Origin of the sequence: Marinobacterium weihaiense, assembly GCF_019061305.1 — a bacterium.
In the GTDB taxonomy this organism is placed as follows: Bacteria; Pseudomonadota; Gammaproteobacteria; order Pseudomonadales; family Balneatricaceae; genus Marinobacterium; species Marinobacterium weihaiense.
This window is the reverse complement of the sequence record NZ_JAHQZT010000011.1, coordinates 48,643-64,309: the sequence shown is the minus strand read 5'-3', so window position 1 is coordinate 64,309 and position 15,667 is coordinate 48,643. Positions and strand designations below refer to the sequence as shown.

Genomic DNA, 15,667 nt, shown 5'->3' with positions numbered 1-15,667 from the left:
GGACAGAATATTTTCCCGGCAGGCCTTGCCAGCCGCCCTACCGCCGCTCTATCGCTCATCGCACAGGGACGTACTCGTGACAATTGCACGCCTTTTCTGCTCGGCACTGCTCCTGCTTCAACTACTGATGCCGGCGGCTGCTACCGCCCTGGCGCTCTCCCCGGCAGAGCAAGCCCTGGTGGACGAGCCGGACCCCGTTCATGTCGCCGTCATGTATGATTTCGTGCCCTTTTCCTATGTCGAAGACGGTACACACAAGGGGTTCGTCGCCGATCTGTTGCGGCTGCTCGAACACAAGACCGGGGCGCGCTTGAAGGCACGGATAGGTGAATGGGGAGATAACCTTGAAGGACTGCGCCAAAAACAGGTCGATGCCATTGCCGATGTTTCCTTCAAGCCCGAGCGCACCTCGTTCATTCTCTACACGACACCCTACTTCGAAATCCCGACCGTCGTGTTTACCGACAAGCGCTTTGGCGAGTACCAGGGACCGGCCGATCTCTCGGGCCGTCACGTGGGCGTGCTGCGCAACATCTTTTATATTCGCGAACTGCGCAAGCGCCAGGATATTCGCATCAGCGAGTATGACGATTACGAAAGCCTGACCCGCGCTCTGGCCTTTGGCGAGATTGATGCCGCCATTCAGAACCTGACGTCAGGCTACCATTACGCCACCCAAAATGCCTACACCAACATCAAGGTGGCGGGCGAATTTCGCCTCGATGCCGTGGGCCGGGAAGATCTTCGCTTCGGGGTCAGAACCGATCGGCCAGCTATCCAGTCATTACTGCAAAAGGGGCTGGACAGCATTACCGAGCAGGAATGGCAAGCACTGATCAACCGCTGGGTCGGTACGCGTTCCAATGCGCTGATCGAACGTCAGCAAACAGCAGCACTGACTTCCGAAGAGCGGGAATTCGTTCGCACGCATCCAGTGATTCGAGTACACAACGAAGCCACGTTCGAACCCTTCAGCTTTCATGAAGATGGCCAGCCGGTCGGGCATTCGGTGGACTTCATCCGGCTGTTGGCACAACGGGTGGGGCTCCGGGTCGAGTTTGTGACCGGTCACAGTTGGAACGACTATCTTGAAATGCTGCGCCGTGGCGAGCTGGATGTCATGACCAACATCGTGCATAGTCAGCAGCGCGAGCGCTACATGCATTTCACGACACCCTACCTGCGCTTGGCACAGGGTATCTTTCGTCGAGCAGATAGCCCCCCGATTGCTTCCGTTGCAGACCTCAAGGCACGCCCGCTGGTGCTACCTAAAGGGTTTTATACCTATGAGCAGCTCGCAACCCAGGACACCTTTCAGGTGGAACCGGCAAACGACAGCCTTGAGGCTCTGATGCGGGTCAGCACCGGCACCGATGAAGTCACCATTGAAATCATGCGCGTTGCCGAGCACCTGCTGCAGAAATACGGCATTCCCGGCGTCGCCGGCTCCGCCCCCCATCAGGTGATTGCGAGCGAACCTCTGTCGTTGCGCCTGGGCATTACCCGCAGCAAACCGCTGCTGAAGCAGGTTCTGCAGAAGGCGATGGACAGCCTGACCGAGCAGGAGAAGCGCCAGATTCTGCAAAAGTGGACCGGCAAGGGCTCTCAGGCCAGCAATTTCCTCCATCTGACGGGGCAAGAACTAGCCTGGATGGAATCCCGTGCCGCCATCCGTATCTGCGTGACGCGGCAGCGACTGCCGTATGAAGACATTACCCAAAGCAGCGGCAATCATATCGGCGCATTTGCCGAACTGCTGGACGTCATACGTCATAATGCCGGCCTCAGTGTACGCCTGGTCAGCGTGGACAATTTTCGCCAGGCCCTGAGGCTGCTCAAACGCGGTGATTGCGATCTCATTTCACGCACCCCGCCCGGCTTTGATGATCCGGCCGTGAGCCTCAGCCAACCCTTGCTGAACAGCGCCCTGGTGATTGCGACAGGCCTGGACGAAGTGTACGTACGCAACTTCTTGCAGCTGCAGACGAACCGCCTGGCCGTAACCGATGGCAGCCATGTACAGGTTCACCTGGAACGCCACCATCCCGAACTGCACCTGCGCCCCTACCCGAATATCGATGCGGCCATGACAGCCGTGGCAGCCGGTGAAGCCTTTGGCCTGGTCGATACCCTGCCCGTCATCAGTCGGGCTATCGTGACCGGCCACCACAGCGACATCAAGATTTCCGGTGAACTGGAACCGACCTATCCAGCTGTTCTGGCCACCCGCAGCGACGAGGCTGTATTGCTGCAGATCGTCAACAAGGCGATCCAGTCCATCGGACCCGAACGGTTCGAAACCATAACCTCACGCTGGCTACAGGTGCCGATTCTGGCCGAGCCTCCCGACTACCGCCTGATCACCCAGGCGGCCGTGGCAACGCTGCTGCTGGTGACGCTGATTCTACTCTGGAACCGCAAGCTGGCTCGTCTCAATGCCCGCATACAGGACAGCCGCAACCAGCTGATGACGGCCCATGAAGAGCTCAAGATCAAAAACCGGATGCTGGAACAGCTGTCCACGACGGACCGACTGACCCGGCTGAAGAACCGTCTTTATCTGGAGCGCGCCTTCGAACAGCAAGAGTTGCTGGCGCAGGAAGATGCCGCCTACACCTTTAGCCTGATGCTGGTCGACATCGACCACTTCAAGCACGTCAATGACACCTTTGGCCATGAGCAGGGAGATGTTGTCCTGACCGACTTTGCCGCCATCCTCAAAGGCAGTAGCCGCGAACATGACATCATTGCCCGCTGGGGTGGCGAAGAGTTCATGCTGATCTGCCCACAGACGGACCTGGCGACAGCCGCGGCGCTGGCCAAACAACTGTTGCAGACCATACGCCAACACCGGTTTGCCGGGGTGGGCCAATGTACAGCCAGTATCGGTGTCGCCACATGGACAGCGGGCGATACCTATTCAAGCCTGTGTCGACGAGCCGATCAGGCGCTGTATCAGGCCAAGCATGACGGACGTGATCGCGTCTGCCTGCAGAATGATACTCTGCCAACCGCCAGGCAGGCCAGGTACGCACGCCCGGTTTGACCCGCCCGGCTACAGCTGCTAGCCTCTACAATGTATATACACTATATATACATGCAGGTTTTTGCTTTACGCTTTGGTCATCCCTGTTCGGAGGCGCCATATGAGTGGCAAAAAAAAGAGCAAAGCAAAAAACAGCCAGCTCGTCATCCGCATCAACGATGAAGAGCGTGACCGTTTTGTCGCGTTGTGCGACGAATTGGATACCAGTGCAGCGCGCGAAATACGCCGCTTCATCCGGGGATTCATTGAAGCGCATGACACGGCATCAAATTAATTCGACCAACCGACTGGAGACATCAACATGTCCAAGCAGCTGAAACAGAAAGAAGTCAAAAAACTGATCAAGGCACGCAAGGCTAAAATCGCCAAGCACCAGAGCAAGGTGAAGAAGCTGAAGAAATTGCTGAAGTCCGCCAAGTAAGTCTGGACTGACCAAACGAGAAAGACGCCCAAAGGCGTCTTTTTTCGTTTCAGCGATACAGGCCCGCGTTCAGACCCGAATATCAATGCTGTGCCCCAGCGGGCTGGAAGGATCGGGTGCCGCGACCGGCGCCACGCTATCAATCAACTGCATTACCTGTTCACCGACCATTTCCATATGATCCTTGACCAGGTTGCTGGCCTTGACCGCGTGCTCGCTCTGCGTCTGCAACTGGCTCATGCCCGTACTCATGGCCGCAATATCCATGCTGGAACCTCCGGAAATGGAAACAACTGTCCATTTTACGCCCAACCGACGCCCTTGCCATGACGCCGGTCAGGCATAATGACTTACTCACGCACCAGAATGACACGGATAGCGTCCAGTTTCAGCTCCATGCTATCCATGGCCGACTGCATCTGTTCGGTGTCCGCCTGCAGTGCGTCCAGCTCTTCCTGCCGGATCATCGAATTGACCTTTGCCAGCGCCGCCAAACGCTCGTACTCTTCGCTGCGCTGCTGCCGCAGCTGTTCACGCGCCTGAGCGCGCAGCTTGTCCAGCTGCGCACCCACACGGCCCTCGGCCGACTTGAGCTGTTGGGTAATCTGCTCCCGTGCCAGACGCACCATCTTCTGCCCGGTGGCGCGGCTCACCGTCTGCAAGACCTGGTTCAGTGGCTCATGGCCCAGCGCCCCGGCCAGGTCCCGACCTTCGGGATCCACCAGCATGCGCACGCTGCCGGTAGGCAGGTAGCGTTCCAGCTGCAGATAGCGCGGTGCCGTGCAGCGCAGCTCGTAGACCAGCTCAAGCAACAGTGTGCCGGCCTGCAGCGGCGGCAGTTTCAAAGTACACACGGTACAGTTGCCCAGCTCGCCACTGCTGATCAGCTCCATGGTGCCGGTCAGCAACGGGTGTTCCCAGCTCATGAACTGGATATCTTCGCGGGACAGCGCACGTTCGCGATTGAAGGTCAGGGTCAGCCCCTCTTCCGGCAGGCCAGGCAGCTGACACAGCATGTGCTCACCGGGATGCAGCACCAGGCCGTCCGGACCATGCGGCTGGGTATCCACTCCAAATCGGTCGAACAGCTTTTCGGCAAATGCCTGCAGCTGCTCGCTGCTTTCGCTAGAGGCCACTTCGTCCAGCAGGGCGGCCGCTCGCTGCGGATGGCAGCTGCTGATCTCCAACAGACGATCCCGTCCGCGCGACAGGTCCAGCTCCAGACTTTCGCGGGCCTGGCGTGTCTCGTTGATCAGAGCACCCAGCGCCTCGCTGTCCTCCGGTGCCTGCAAAGCCTGTAGCAACTGTGGCGCAAAGCGGCGATAAAGCGCATCGCCAACGGCACAGACGCGGCTGAACGCGTCCAACCCCTCGTCATACCAGCGCAACAGCGCTGACGCCGTGCCGCCCTCATAGACCGGTACATGAATCTGAATATCTTCACGCTGCCCAATGCGGTCCAGACGCCCGATACGCTGCTCCAGCAGGTCCGGTGTCAGTGGCAGATCGAACAGCACCAGGTGATGGGCAAACTGGAAGTTGCGCCCTTCACTGCCGATTTCGGAACACACCAGCACCTGGGCACCCAGCTCCTCCTCGGCAAAATAGGCGGCGGCGCGGTCACGGTTGACCAGGCTCATGCCTTCATGGAAAACCGCCGAACGCACGCCTTCGCGCAGATTCAGCTGGTCTTCCAGCGCCACCGCCGTTTCGGCGTGGGCACAGATCACCAGCACCTTTTCATTGCGGTTAGACTTGAGCCACTCGACCAGCCACTCCACACGGGTATCGGCGTCGATCCAGTCGGCTCCCATGATCTTTTCCGGGTGTAGCCAGGCTTCGGGTGCCACCTCTTCATCGAACAGCGCCAGCTCCGGCGGCATCTCCAGGTACGCGGCCTGCAGCTGTCGCTGCGGGAAACCGGCGACGGTATCACGCGTGTTGCGGAACAGGACGCGGCCGGTGCCCTGACGGTCGATCAGCTGACGCACCAGGCCATCCAGGGCATCGGGCTGAGCCGCTGCATCCTGCTGCAGCCAGCGCTGTACCGCGTCATCGCCCAAGCGCTCTGCCAGTGCCTGCTGCAGATGTATATCGGTCCGCAGAACATCACAGCCCTGCTCGCCCAACAAAGGCTCGATCAGGTTGTTCAGCTGCAGGTAGACATGTTCTTCATCGAGGAACTGCTGCAGATCGGGGTAGCGCGCCGGATCAAGCAGGCGCAAACGGGCAAAGTGCCCCTCCGGTCCCAGCTGCTCCGGCGTGGCGGTCAGCAGCAGGACGCCCGGGGTTTTCTGTGCCAGCGCTTCAATACACAAGTAAGCATGGCTGGGTGCCTCGACGCTCCAGCCCAGGTGGTGGGCTTCATCCACCACCATGATATCCCAGCCGGCAGCCTCGGCCTGAACTTGGCGCGCTTCAGAACGGGTCAGCAGTGACAGCGGGCAAATCACCAACTGACTGCTTTCAAAGGGGTTGTCCTGGCCACTGGCCTCGATTTCGGCACAGCGTGTTTCATCCAGCAAAGTGAACATCAGGTTGAAGCGGCGCAGCATTTCGACCAGCCACTGATGCACCAGTGTGTCGGGCACCACCACCAAAACCCGGCGGGCACGACCGCTGATCAGGCGCTGATGCAGCACCAGACCGGCTTCGATGGTCTTGCCAAGGCCGACTTCATCCGCCAGCAGGGCACGTGGTGCCATGCGACTGCTCAGCTCACCGGCAATATAGAACTGATGTGGCAGCAACTGGACGCGCGCGCCCAGCAGACCATAGGCGTCAGAGGCATGCAGGCGGTGCTGATGCTCCAGCGTGGCCACTCGCAGCTTGAACAGGCCGTTGCGGTCGATCTGACCGGCAAACAGGCGCTCCTGGGGTTTGCTGAAATGAACGGCACTGTCCAGTTCCAGTTCGGGCAGAATCACCTCTGCACCTTCGGGATCCACACAACTGTAAATGAAGCACTGGTTGTGCTCGAAACGCTCAACCACCTCCATTTCATCACCGAGCAGATTGCAGATCCGATCGCCCGGCTCATACGCCACCCGGCTCAAGGGTGCGTTGTCGGCGGCATAGGTGCGTGTTTCCTCGGCCGCCGGAAAGCGGATTTCAACACGACGGTTTGCATATTCAACCACGATTCCGAGCCCCAGCTCGGCTTCGCTGTTACTGATCCAACGTTGTCCGGGTACGAATGGCGCTTGTGACAAAATGTGACTCCCCTAAATTCAGGGCGGCAATTTTAGGCGTTAAGCCTCCAAGACTCAAAGCCTTACGCGGCCTGTTATGCATATTGAGCCCGAAATGATGCAATTCGTGCCTTGAGCTCGGGCAAGAGTTCCTGCTCAAACCAGGGGTTGCGACGCAGCCAGAGGTTGTTGCGCGGACTCGGGTGCGGCAGCGGGATGATGTTCGGGGGCAGATCACGCCAATGCCGGACCCGCTCTGTCAGGCTAACGCCCTTGCCCAGATGCCATTCCTGGGCATAACGCCCGACCAGCAACGTCAGCTCAATGTCAGGCAGCAGATCAAGCAGCGGTTGCCGCCAGGCCGGTGCGCATTCGGGCCGCGGCGGATTGTCACCGGCGCGACCACGCCCCGGATAACAGAATCCCATGGGCACAATGGCGACCTGCTCCGGGTTGTAGAACGCTTCCCGGCTCATACCCAGCCAGTCACGCAGGCGATCGCCACTGGCGTCATTAAAGGGAATACCGGTTTGATGTACCTTCAATCCAGGTGCCTGCCCGACGATCAGCAGCCGTGCACCGGCCGCCGCCTGCACCACCGGGCGCGGCCCCAGAGGCAAATGCTCGGCGCAACGCCGGCAGGCACGGATCTCCTGCAGCAGTTCCGACAGGGGCATCAGAGCGCGCCTTCTGCCTGCAGCCGTGCATGGATCCCCCGTGCCAATGCACGGTAGCCCTGAGCATTGAGGTGCACCGCGTCCGATTTCATGCTGGAATCCCGCAACAGGCCAGACAACAAATCTTCAATAAAGACCAGATCATGGCGTTCGGCCAGTTCGAAATACAGAGGCGCGGCATCCGAGAACAGCTTTTTCTCCGGTACGCCCAGCAGCACCACGGGTACATCCACATCATGCGCCATCTTGATCATGGCTTCGAGATTGTCCTGCAATTCGGCCGCCGAACGGTTGCGCAGGATGTCATTACCGCCATGCAACAGCACCAGCAGATCCGGCTTGACCTGCGCCAGCACCTGCGACAGGCGCTGACGCCCCTGAGCCGAAACCTCACCGGAGACCCCCGCCGACACCACCTGACGACCACTGAGACGGCCCAGCACCGCCGGATAGCTGTTATCCTCGGTACTCCCGACCCCGACAGTCAGGCTGTCACCAAAGGCCAGAATCACCGCGTCATCCGCCAATGGCGGCAAGCGACTGTCACTGCAGCCCTGCAGCAGCACTACCGCCAACACCACCAGGACGTTCATTATCCGTTTGCGCATCACGTTGCTCCCATCACCAGAAATCCGCCATAAACGCCAGCACCGCCAGGACAAACACCAAAGCGCCGCTGGACTTAAGCACCACCGGCAGCCACAGCACCCAGGTGGGTGGTATGCTCCGCTGCAACCGGTATTCATTCGGGTCCGGGCGATGGCTGATGCCGGTAACCTGACGCAACCCTTCCATCAGCTGTTCAATTTCGACCTGACCTTGAACCCCATCGGCCAGTCGCACCCGCTGCCCGTTGTGCAAGTAGGCATCGATGGCGTAATCCAGTTCAGACTCGACGCCCTGCCCCATGCGCCCGACAACACGTTCCGCCAGCCCGTCGATATCGGCAACCGCCACTGACCGCCGGCTGCTGAATCCCAGAAAACGGCGGGTCATGAGCAGTGCCTGCGCGTTGGCGTCCAGCTTAAGCCGGTTGAGCTGCATGTACAGTCCACCCAGCAGCATGCCCGGTCCGAACAGGCCAAAGCCCAACATAATCATGCCCTGAACCATTACCGCAAAATAACGGGTACGTGCTGCGCCGAGCTCGGACCAGACATTCCACGCCATGAACCCGGCAACCCCGGTAAACACCAGCCCCATCAGCATCAGTACCCAGGCCGCCTTGCCGCTGCGACCGGCCGGGAAATTGATGCTCATCGCATTATCATCCACGGCTGCCTGCTGCCAGGAACTGACCGGTGTCTGAGCCACTTGTGCCACGTGCTGCTGCCGCGCGCGCTCACTGAAGCGAAACTCGGAGGTTTGTCTGTCGGCCGTGGCACTGACCGGCACCGCAAAGGTTGCATCCAACTCACCACCGGGCACTTCAACATGCACCGCCCACCAGCTGGTACGCCTGCCCTGCTCGAAACGGCTGGGCGGCTGATGTGTGCAGAGCGAGGCGCAAAATTCGATACGCGTTCCCTTGACCGACGGCATTTGCCGGACCACCGCAGGGGTTTGCCACAGCAGCTCGTCACGTACACCGGCATTGTTCCCCTTGGTCACCACACGGCGCATGCAGTTGAGGGTCACCTTCACTGGACTGTCGACAGACAGGTTCAGCGGCAGAATCAACCGCCCGCCCAGCTCGCCATCCAGCGCCGCCGGCACCGGGTCCAGCGTCATGACCAGACTGCGCTGGCGGCGCCAGCGGACAAACGCCTGCGACATGCGCGGCAGACTCGGCAGCCCCAGCAACAACATGCCCGGCAACACCAGCAAGGGATCAAAACGGCTATAGCCGGAGGCAATGAGGTCCTCAATGGCTGCGGCAATGGCCGGCCATTGAGTGATATTGATTACGGCCATCACGCCCAGATATACCAGCGTTGACAGCAGGACCGAGTAGAAACGCAGATTCACCTGTTCGGGACGGCTCTGTCCCTTTTGCCAGTCCTTGTTGACCGGCCAGTCCTGCTCCATCACCGGGCATGCACCTTTTGCGACTATTCTCTGAATGACAATAGCCTGACACAAAAAACCGCTGTCAGGCAGCGGTTTTTTATTACGAATATCACGCCTTGCCGGTAACCGGCAGCAACCCATCCTGCCGGAACATGGACTTGATGCCTCGCACCGCCTGGCGGATGCGGTCCTTGTTCTCGATCAAGGCAAAGCGCACGTAGTCATCGCCATAGTCACCGAAACCGATGCCGGGTGAAACACACACCTTGGCTTCAGCCAGCAGTTTCTTGGCAAACTCCAGCGACCCCAGCTCGGCATAGGCATCGGGAATTTTGGCCCAGACATACATCGAAGCCTTGGGATTATCAACCATCCAGCCAGCCTCGTGCAGGCCCTTCACCAACACGTTGCGGCGCTGCCGGTACTGCTCGGCGATATCGCGCACGCACTGCTGATCACCTTCCAGTGCGGCGATCGCCGCGACTTGCAGTGGGGTAAAGGTACCGTAATCGTGGTAACTCTTGATCCGCGCCAGTGCATGCACCAATTCGGGGTTGCCGACCATGAAGCCGATGCGCCAGCCCGCCATGTTATAGCTCTTGGAGAGCGTGAAAAATTCCACCGCTACATCCTTGGCGCCCGGCACCTGCATGATTGAGGGCGCCTTCCAGCCGTCATACACGATATCGGCGTAGGCCAGGTCATGTACCACGATGATGTCGTGCTGCTTGGCCAGCGCTACCACGCGCTCGAAGAAATCCAGCTCGACACACTGGGCCGTGGGGTTGGACGGAAACCCGATGATGATCATTTTCGGCTTGGGAATGGCCTCGCGGATCGCCCGCTCCAGCTCGACAAAGAAATCCACGCCCGGAATCAACGGTACCGAGCGTACCTGGGCACCGGCAATCACGGCACCGTAGATATGGATCGGGTAACTCGGGTTCGGCACCAGCACGGTATCGCCATGATCCAGGGTCGCCAGCATCAGATGCGCCAGCCCTTCCTTGGAACCGATGGTAACGATGGCTTCGGTTTCGGGATCGATTTCCACTTCGTAACGATCCTGGTACCAGCGCGAAATGGCACGACGCAGGCGCGGGATACCGCGTGAAGTGGAATAACCGTGTGTATCGTCGCGCTGCGCCACGGCACAGAGCTTGTCGACGATATGCGGCGGCGTGGCGCCGTCCGGGTTGCCCATGCTGAAATCGATGATGTCTTCGCCACGGCGACGGGCCGCCATTTTCAACTCGGCGGTAATGTTGAATACATAGGGTGGCAGGCGATCGATACGGGAAAAATGGCGTACGGGACGCACACCGGTATTGTCTGTCATGAAAACCTCGAAAAAACGTCAGCGCCCGGAACCGTCCGAGCGACGCCGACCATGTGCTCATGGCCGTGTTTCGAGATTACTCCCAAACGTGTGGCAGCACCAGCCCCTGCTGTACAAGCGCACGACAGGGGCGGACTCGGCGCAGGCGCGCTGACGTGATCACACCGGTTATAATGCCCCTGTCACCCTGAACCCGTGCCCCCAAGGAGCAAGCATGCGCGCCGTATTTCTTGATACCCAGACACTGGATGACCTGGATCTGTCACCACTTTCCGACTGTGTAGACGAGTTGGTCTGTTACCCGCACACGGCCCCCGAACAGCTGGCCGATCGCATCGCGGGCTTTGACGTCGTCATTACCAACAAGGCCGTGCTGGATGCACAATGCATCGCCGCGGCCAGCGACCTGAAGCTGATCTGCGTGGTTGCCACCGGGGTCAACAATATCGACCTGGCAGCAGCCTCCGCCAACGGCATTGGCGTCTGCAATGCTCAGGGCTATGGCATACATTCAGTGGCCCAGCACGTGCTGGGGCTGATGCTGGCACTGCATACGCGGCTGCTGGACTATGACAGAGCGGTTAAAAACGGTGACTGGAACCGGGCCAGCTCGTTCTGCCTGCTGGACTACCCCATCCTGGAACTGAACGGGCGTACGCTGGGCATCATCGGCTATGGTGCCTTGGGGCAGGAGGTAGCGCGTCTGGCACGCTGTTTCGGCATGAACGTGCTGGTGGCCGCGCGCCCCGGCACTGATGCGGTACCCGAAGGTCGAGTGTCCCTGAACCAGCTGCTGACACAGTCCGATGTGGTCAGCCTGCACTGCCCGCTCACCGAGCAAACCCGCAATCTGATTGATGCCGGTGCACTGGCCAAAATGAAACCGGGCGCCTTCCTGATTAATACCGCACGCGGCGGCATCGTCAACGAGGCCGCGCTCAAGGAGGCGCTTTGCGACGGCAGGCTCGGCGGCGCTGCCACGGATGTGCTCAGTGAGGAACCCCCCCGTCACGGCAACATCCTGCTGGATGCCGGTATTCCCAACCTGATCGTGACTCCGCATTCTGCCTGGGGCAGTGTCCAAGCCCGGCAGACCATTATCACCCAGACCGCCGACAACATACGCAGCTGGCAGCAGGGCCAGCCGGTGCGCCAGGTTAACTGAGTCGTCGGTTTCAGGTCAGTGCGGCAAACCGCTCTTCATGGGCCTGCCGCCAGTTTGCCTGCCATTCATCAAAGGCCTCTGCTGGCATGGGACGGGCAATGGCATACCCCTGACCCCAGTCACAACCCAGCTCCAGCAGGGCCCGGGCGTGCGCGTCCGTTTCGACACCCTCGGCAATGACCTTGCGCCGGAAGGCACCGGCCAGGCGAATGACACCATTCAGAATCGCCAGATCGTCTTCATCTTCGAGCATGTCACGCACAAAGCTGCGGTCGATTTTCAACACCTCGACCGGCAGCTGCTTGAGATAGGTCAGGGATGAATAGCCGGTGCCAAAATCATCCAGCGAGAAGGAAACCCCCAGCTGCTGGCATTCGCGAATGAGCGCTGACACCTGCACCACATCTTCCAGCGCCGTGGTTTCCAGTATTTCCAGCTCGATATCGCCCGGTTGAAGTGCCGGACGCTGCGCCAGCTCATGCCGCAACCGTTCGACAAAATCACTCTGCTGCAGGTGTATGGCGTCGATATTGATGCTGACCGGCAGGCACAGCCCCCGGATGCGCCAGTGCGCTGCCTGGTCCATGGCGGTCCGCAACACCCAGTCCCCCAGCGCCGCCGACAACGGATGGTTTTCGATATGGGGCAGAAAAGCAGCCGGTGGCAGCAGGCCTTCAGCCGGGTGCTGCCAACGAATCAGCGCCTCACAGCCAACCACTTGCCCGGTGCGCATGTTCACTTTGGGCTGATAGTGCAGGACGAACTCGTGCCGCTCGAGACCATGGCGCACGCGCTCCAGGTGGTCATGATGATGACGCACTGCCAGGTCTCGCTCAACATCGAACAGGTGATAGCGGTTTTTGCCCGACTGCTTGGCCTGGTACATCGCTTGGTCCGCTTGGCGCAGCAGTTGATCCGCATCCAGAACCTCCTGCTGTGGATAGAAGGCAACACCGATACTGGCCGAGACGGACAGCTCACGCCCATCGATCAGCACCGGATCGGCTGCGGCCTGGCGCAGACGTTCGACCACCGACAGGCTGGCATCACGGTGTTCGAGATCCATCAGCACGGCGACGAATTCGTCGCCGCCCAGCCGTGCCAAGGTATCCTGCTCACGCAGGCCCTGCTGCATCCGCCGCGCAACCTGCACCAGAAGACGATCACCGACTGCATGGCTGTAACTGTCGTTGATGGCCTTAAAACCGTCCAAGTCAATGAACAGGATGGCGATGCTGGTGCGGTGGCGACTGGCCTGCACCATGGCCTGCTGCATGCGATCGGCCAGTAGGGTTCGATTAGGCAATCCGGTCAGGGCATCGTAGTGCGCGATTCGCTCCAGCTGGCGCTGCTGGTGCTTGAGGGTCGTGATGTCAGATAGCAAACAGACATAACCCTTGCGCTGGCCGCGCTCATCATCAAAGGCATTGATTTTCTGCAGCACGGCATAGAAATCACCTTCCTTGTGCCGGTTCCAGACCTCCCCGCTCCAATGGCCATCACGCTGCAATGCCTGCCATTGCACCTGGTGACTGAGATCACCTTCGCTGTTGAGCAAGGCTGCATTACGCCCCAACACCTCGTCCGCCGGATACCCGGTGGTACGCGTGAAGGCATCATTGACACTGATGATGTTGCCTTCCAGGTCCATGATCATGATGCCCTCGTTGGCATGGGCAAACACGCTGGCGGACAGACGCAGCTGGCTTTCATTGTCGCGCCGTTGACGCAGGCTGACCAGCAGATCGGCAAACAGGCTCAGCATCTCGGCTGTTTGCGGACCAAAGTGGTGAGTCTGTGCGGATGAGTCAACCCCGATCACACCCACGCAGCGACCGTTCATCATCAACGGAATATCGAGCAGGCTCTTGACCGACAGCCGTTGCAGATGTGTCGACAGCTTGGAGGGCGGCAATTCATCAACATCATCAATGATGACCGGCTCACCGGCATTCAAGCGCACCGCCCAGTCCGCAAACACATCCAGCGCCGTGGGCTCGCTTTGCACCACCAGATTGCGGTCCGTGCGACACCACTGGTGCGTGATCATCGCCATGCCCTGATCATGATCGTAATCGAACAGATAACAGCGGTCGGCACCAATGAACTGGCTAATCTCCTGCATCGCCGACTCGATGGCCCCGTCCACCTCATCCAACGGCAGGTTGATAAAGCGACTGGAAAAGCGCAGTACAATCTGGCGGTAGCGGTCGATCTGATCGATCATCTCCTCAGCCCGGGTCCGTTGCATCTCGGCACTGACCCGATCCACAAACAGCTGCAATAGCCCGCGTGCCAGTGCGGTCTGATACAGCGGCTGCTGCCCCAGCGCCACCAGCACGCCGATGGGCTGCTGTCGCTTATCACACAGCACGCTGCCAATATAGGCATTTACCCCCATATCAACCAACAGCCCATCATCCGGATACAGCTCCTGAATGCCCTGCTGATAGATGCAGTGACCGTGTTCTACCAGCTCGGCACAAGGCGTGCCTGCAAGGTGATAGCTGAACGGCGCCATAGCACCCGATGTGGTCCAGCCACCCAGCACCTCCACCTGCTCGCCGTTGTCTTCCATCCGTCCCACGAAGGCGTACTCAAGCCCCAGTGATTCGATCAAATGGCGGCAAACCGCACGGTAGAAATCACGTCCTGACAACGTCGCAAACTCGGTCGCCAGCGCCTGTAGGGCGGCATCCGTCAGGTGTTTGGCCGTAATGTCCTGAACGGTCCCCACGGTCATCCGGGCAGCGCCCGCCTCGTCATACTGATGCTCGGCCAATACATGTACATGCTTGACCTGCCCATTCGGCAACAGTAGGCGGTGCCGGATATCGTACGAATCACGTGCCTCCAGCGAGCGAGCGAACTGCCGTGATACTCGGTTGCAATCATCCGGGTGGATGCGGCTCAGCGCCTTGCGGTAGGAAATATCCGCCGCATCCGCCGAGAAGCCCAGGATACGGTTCATCTCTTCGGTACAGGACCAGCTGTAGTGCTGGTGATCCAATTCCCAGCTGCCGATATGTGCAATACGCTGAGCATCTTGCAGTCGGATGCGGCTCAGCTGCAGCGCCTTATTGTGCTGCGTGCGTTCGCGCTCCAACTGACGGCGGCGGCGTATATTGCGCACCAGCAGCGCAATCACCAACGCTTGGGTCAGGGTGGCCCCACCCAGTATCCAGACCTGAAACTGCTGCGTGCGCTCGATCTCACCCACCTGCTGGTCCACCATCTGTTCCAGTCGGTTCTGGTAGTGCCATAACCCCTGCTCACCCTGGCGCTGACCGGAGATATCGTGGACTTGGGACAACAGTAGCCTGCGGTTACCGAACACATAGGGGCGCGATTGCACCTCAACGGTGCGCAGCTCGCCGTTTGCCAACTGATGACGAAAGATGAAATAGTTGCGCCCTTCCACCTGCGCCAGTTGACGTTCAGCCGCCACCTGTTCTGCCGTGAAGGTATTGATGTCCTGAATATGCATGCGCTGCAGCTGCGACACCGAGTAGCCGTAGAACCCGGCCGAGGCGGTGTTAGCTTGAACAATGCGGCCGTCTTTTGGATCAATGATCAGAAGCGGAACATCGAAGCCTTCAAAGATCGTGGCAAAGGACGGCGCTTGATCCAACACATTATTGCTGGCAAGCGCCGGTGACACCGCCCCCGTCAGCAACAACGCGGCCATCGCCAGCAGGCGAACAGGCCTTAGCCACCTCAGGCCCGGGACCTTGCCCTTGCTCGGCATGCGTGTGCATGAAATCGGGTCCAACCAAATGCGACCAGGTGCCTGTGACACCTGGCCGGGGGAATGCAAA

At 59.7% G+C, this 15,667-nt stretch carries 10 protein-coding genes; 3 read left to right on the top strand and 7 right to left on the bottom strand.

Annotation, left to right across the window (positions count from 1 at the left end):
• Positions 1–76 precede the first annotated feature (76 nt).
• Positions 77–3,046 (top strand): transporter substrate-binding domain-containing diguanylate cyclase, encoded by a 2,970-nt coding sequence (locus KTN04_RS10230; RefSeq protein ID WP_217335134.1) that lies wholly within the window; start codon positions 77–79, stop codon positions 3,044–3,046.
• A gap of 100 nt (positions 3,047–3,146) precedes the next feature.
• A complete protein-coding gene (locus KTN04_RS10225) occupies positions 3,147–3,320 on the top strand; it encodes a hypothetical protein (protein ID WP_217335133.1) in 174 nt (57 codons plus the stop codon).
• A gap of 216 nt (positions 3,321–3,536) precedes the next feature.
• Here KTN04_RS10225 and KTN04_RS10220 read toward each other — a convergent pair whose 3' ends face one another.
• From KTN04_RS10220 to alaC, 6 genes are all read right to left on the bottom strand, one after another.
• Positions 3,537–3,734, bottom strand: a complete 198-nt coding sequence (locus KTN04_RS10220; RefSeq protein ID WP_217335132.1) for a YjfB family protein — start codon at positions 3,732–3,734, stop codon at positions 3,537–3,539.
• An 83-nt stretch (positions 3,735–3,817) separates the two neighbouring features.
• On the bottom strand, positions 3,818–6,679 hold the full coding sequence (gene rapA / locus KTN04_RS10215) for an RNA polymerase-associated protein RapA (RefSeq protein WP_217335131.1): 2,862 nt from the start codon (positions 6,677–6,679) through the stop codon (positions 3,818–3,820).
• A 74-nt stretch (positions 6,680–6,753) separates the two neighbouring features.
• Positions 6,754–7,335 carry a uracil-DNA glycosylase family protein gene (locus KTN04_RS10210; protein ID WP_217335130.1) on the bottom strand — a complete coding sequence of 194 codons (582 nt, stop codon included), beginning with the start codon at positions 7,333–7,335 and terminating at the stop codon, positions 6,754–6,756.
• Positions 7,335–7,943 (bottom strand): GDSL-type esterase/lipase family protein, encoded by a 609-nt coding sequence (locus KTN04_RS10205; protein WP_217335129.1) that lies wholly within the window; start codon positions 7,941–7,943, stop codon positions 7,335–7,337. Before KTN04_RS10205 ends, KTN04_RS10210 begins: the two co-directional genes overlap by 1 nt.
• A gap of 13 nt (positions 7,944–7,956) precedes the next feature.
• The gene (locus KTN04_RS10200) at positions 7,957–9,363 is read right to left on the bottom strand and encodes a hypothetical protein (RefSeq protein WP_217335128.1); all 1,407 of its coding nucleotides are present in this window, start codon (positions 9,361–9,363) and stop codon (positions 7,957–7,959) included.
• Positions 9,364–9,454: 91 nt separating this feature from the next.
• A complete protein-coding gene (gene alaC / locus KTN04_RS10195; protein WP_217335127.1) occupies positions 9,455–10,684 on the bottom strand; it encodes an alanine transaminase in 1,230 nt (409 codons plus the stop codon).
• 214 nt (positions 10,685–10,898) lie between these two features.
• Between alaC and KTN04_RS10190 the strand changes: the two genes are divergently transcribed.
• Positions 10,899–11,849 (top strand): 2-hydroxyacid dehydrogenase, encoded by a 951-nt coding sequence (locus KTN04_RS10190; protein WP_217335126.1) that lies wholly within the window; start codon positions 10,899–10,901, stop codon positions 11,847–11,849.
• A gap of 10 nt (positions 11,850–11,859) precedes the next feature.
• On the opposite strand, the gene KTN04_RS10185 is transcribed toward KTN04_RS10190, so the two are convergent.
• Entirely contained in the window at positions 11,860–15,597 is a 3,738-nt protein-coding gene (locus KTN04_RS10185; protein WP_217335125.1) for a sensor domain-containing protein, read from the bottom strand.
• Positions 15,598–15,667 lie beyond the last annotated feature (70 nt).

Coding starts and splice junctions, on each gene's coding strand:
- KTN04_RS10190 (WP_217335126.1), top strand. CDS start 10,899: ATGCGCGCCGTATTTCTTGATACCCAGACACTGGATGACCTGGATCTG.
- KTN04_RS10200 (WP_217335128.1), bottom strand. CDS start 9,363: ATGGAGCAGGACTGGCCGGTCAACAAGGACTGGCAAAAGGGACAGAGC.
- KTN04_RS10185 (WP_217335125.1), bottom strand. CDS start 15,597: ATGCCGAGCAAGGGCAAGGTCCCGGGCCTGAGGTGGCTAAGGCCTGTT.
- KTN04_RS10210 (WP_217335130.1), bottom strand. CDS start 7,335: ATGCCCCTGTCGGAACTGCTGCAGGAGATCCGTGCCTGCCGGCGTTGC.
- KTN04_RS10205 (WP_217335129.1), bottom strand. CDS start 7,943: ATGCGCAAACGGATAATGAACGTCCTGGTGGTGTTGGCGGTAGTGCTG.
- KTN04_RS10225 (WP_217335133.1), top strand. CDS start 3,147: ATGAGTGGCAAAAAAAAGAGCAAAGCAAAAAACAGCCAGCTCGTCATC.
- alaC (WP_217335127.1), bottom strand. CDS start 10,684: ATGACAGACAATACCGGTGTGCGTCCCGTACGCCATTTTTCCCGTATC.
- KTN04_RS10220 (WP_217335132.1), bottom strand. CDS start 3,734: ATGGATATTGCGGCCATGAGTACGGGCATGAGCCAGTTGCAGACGCAG.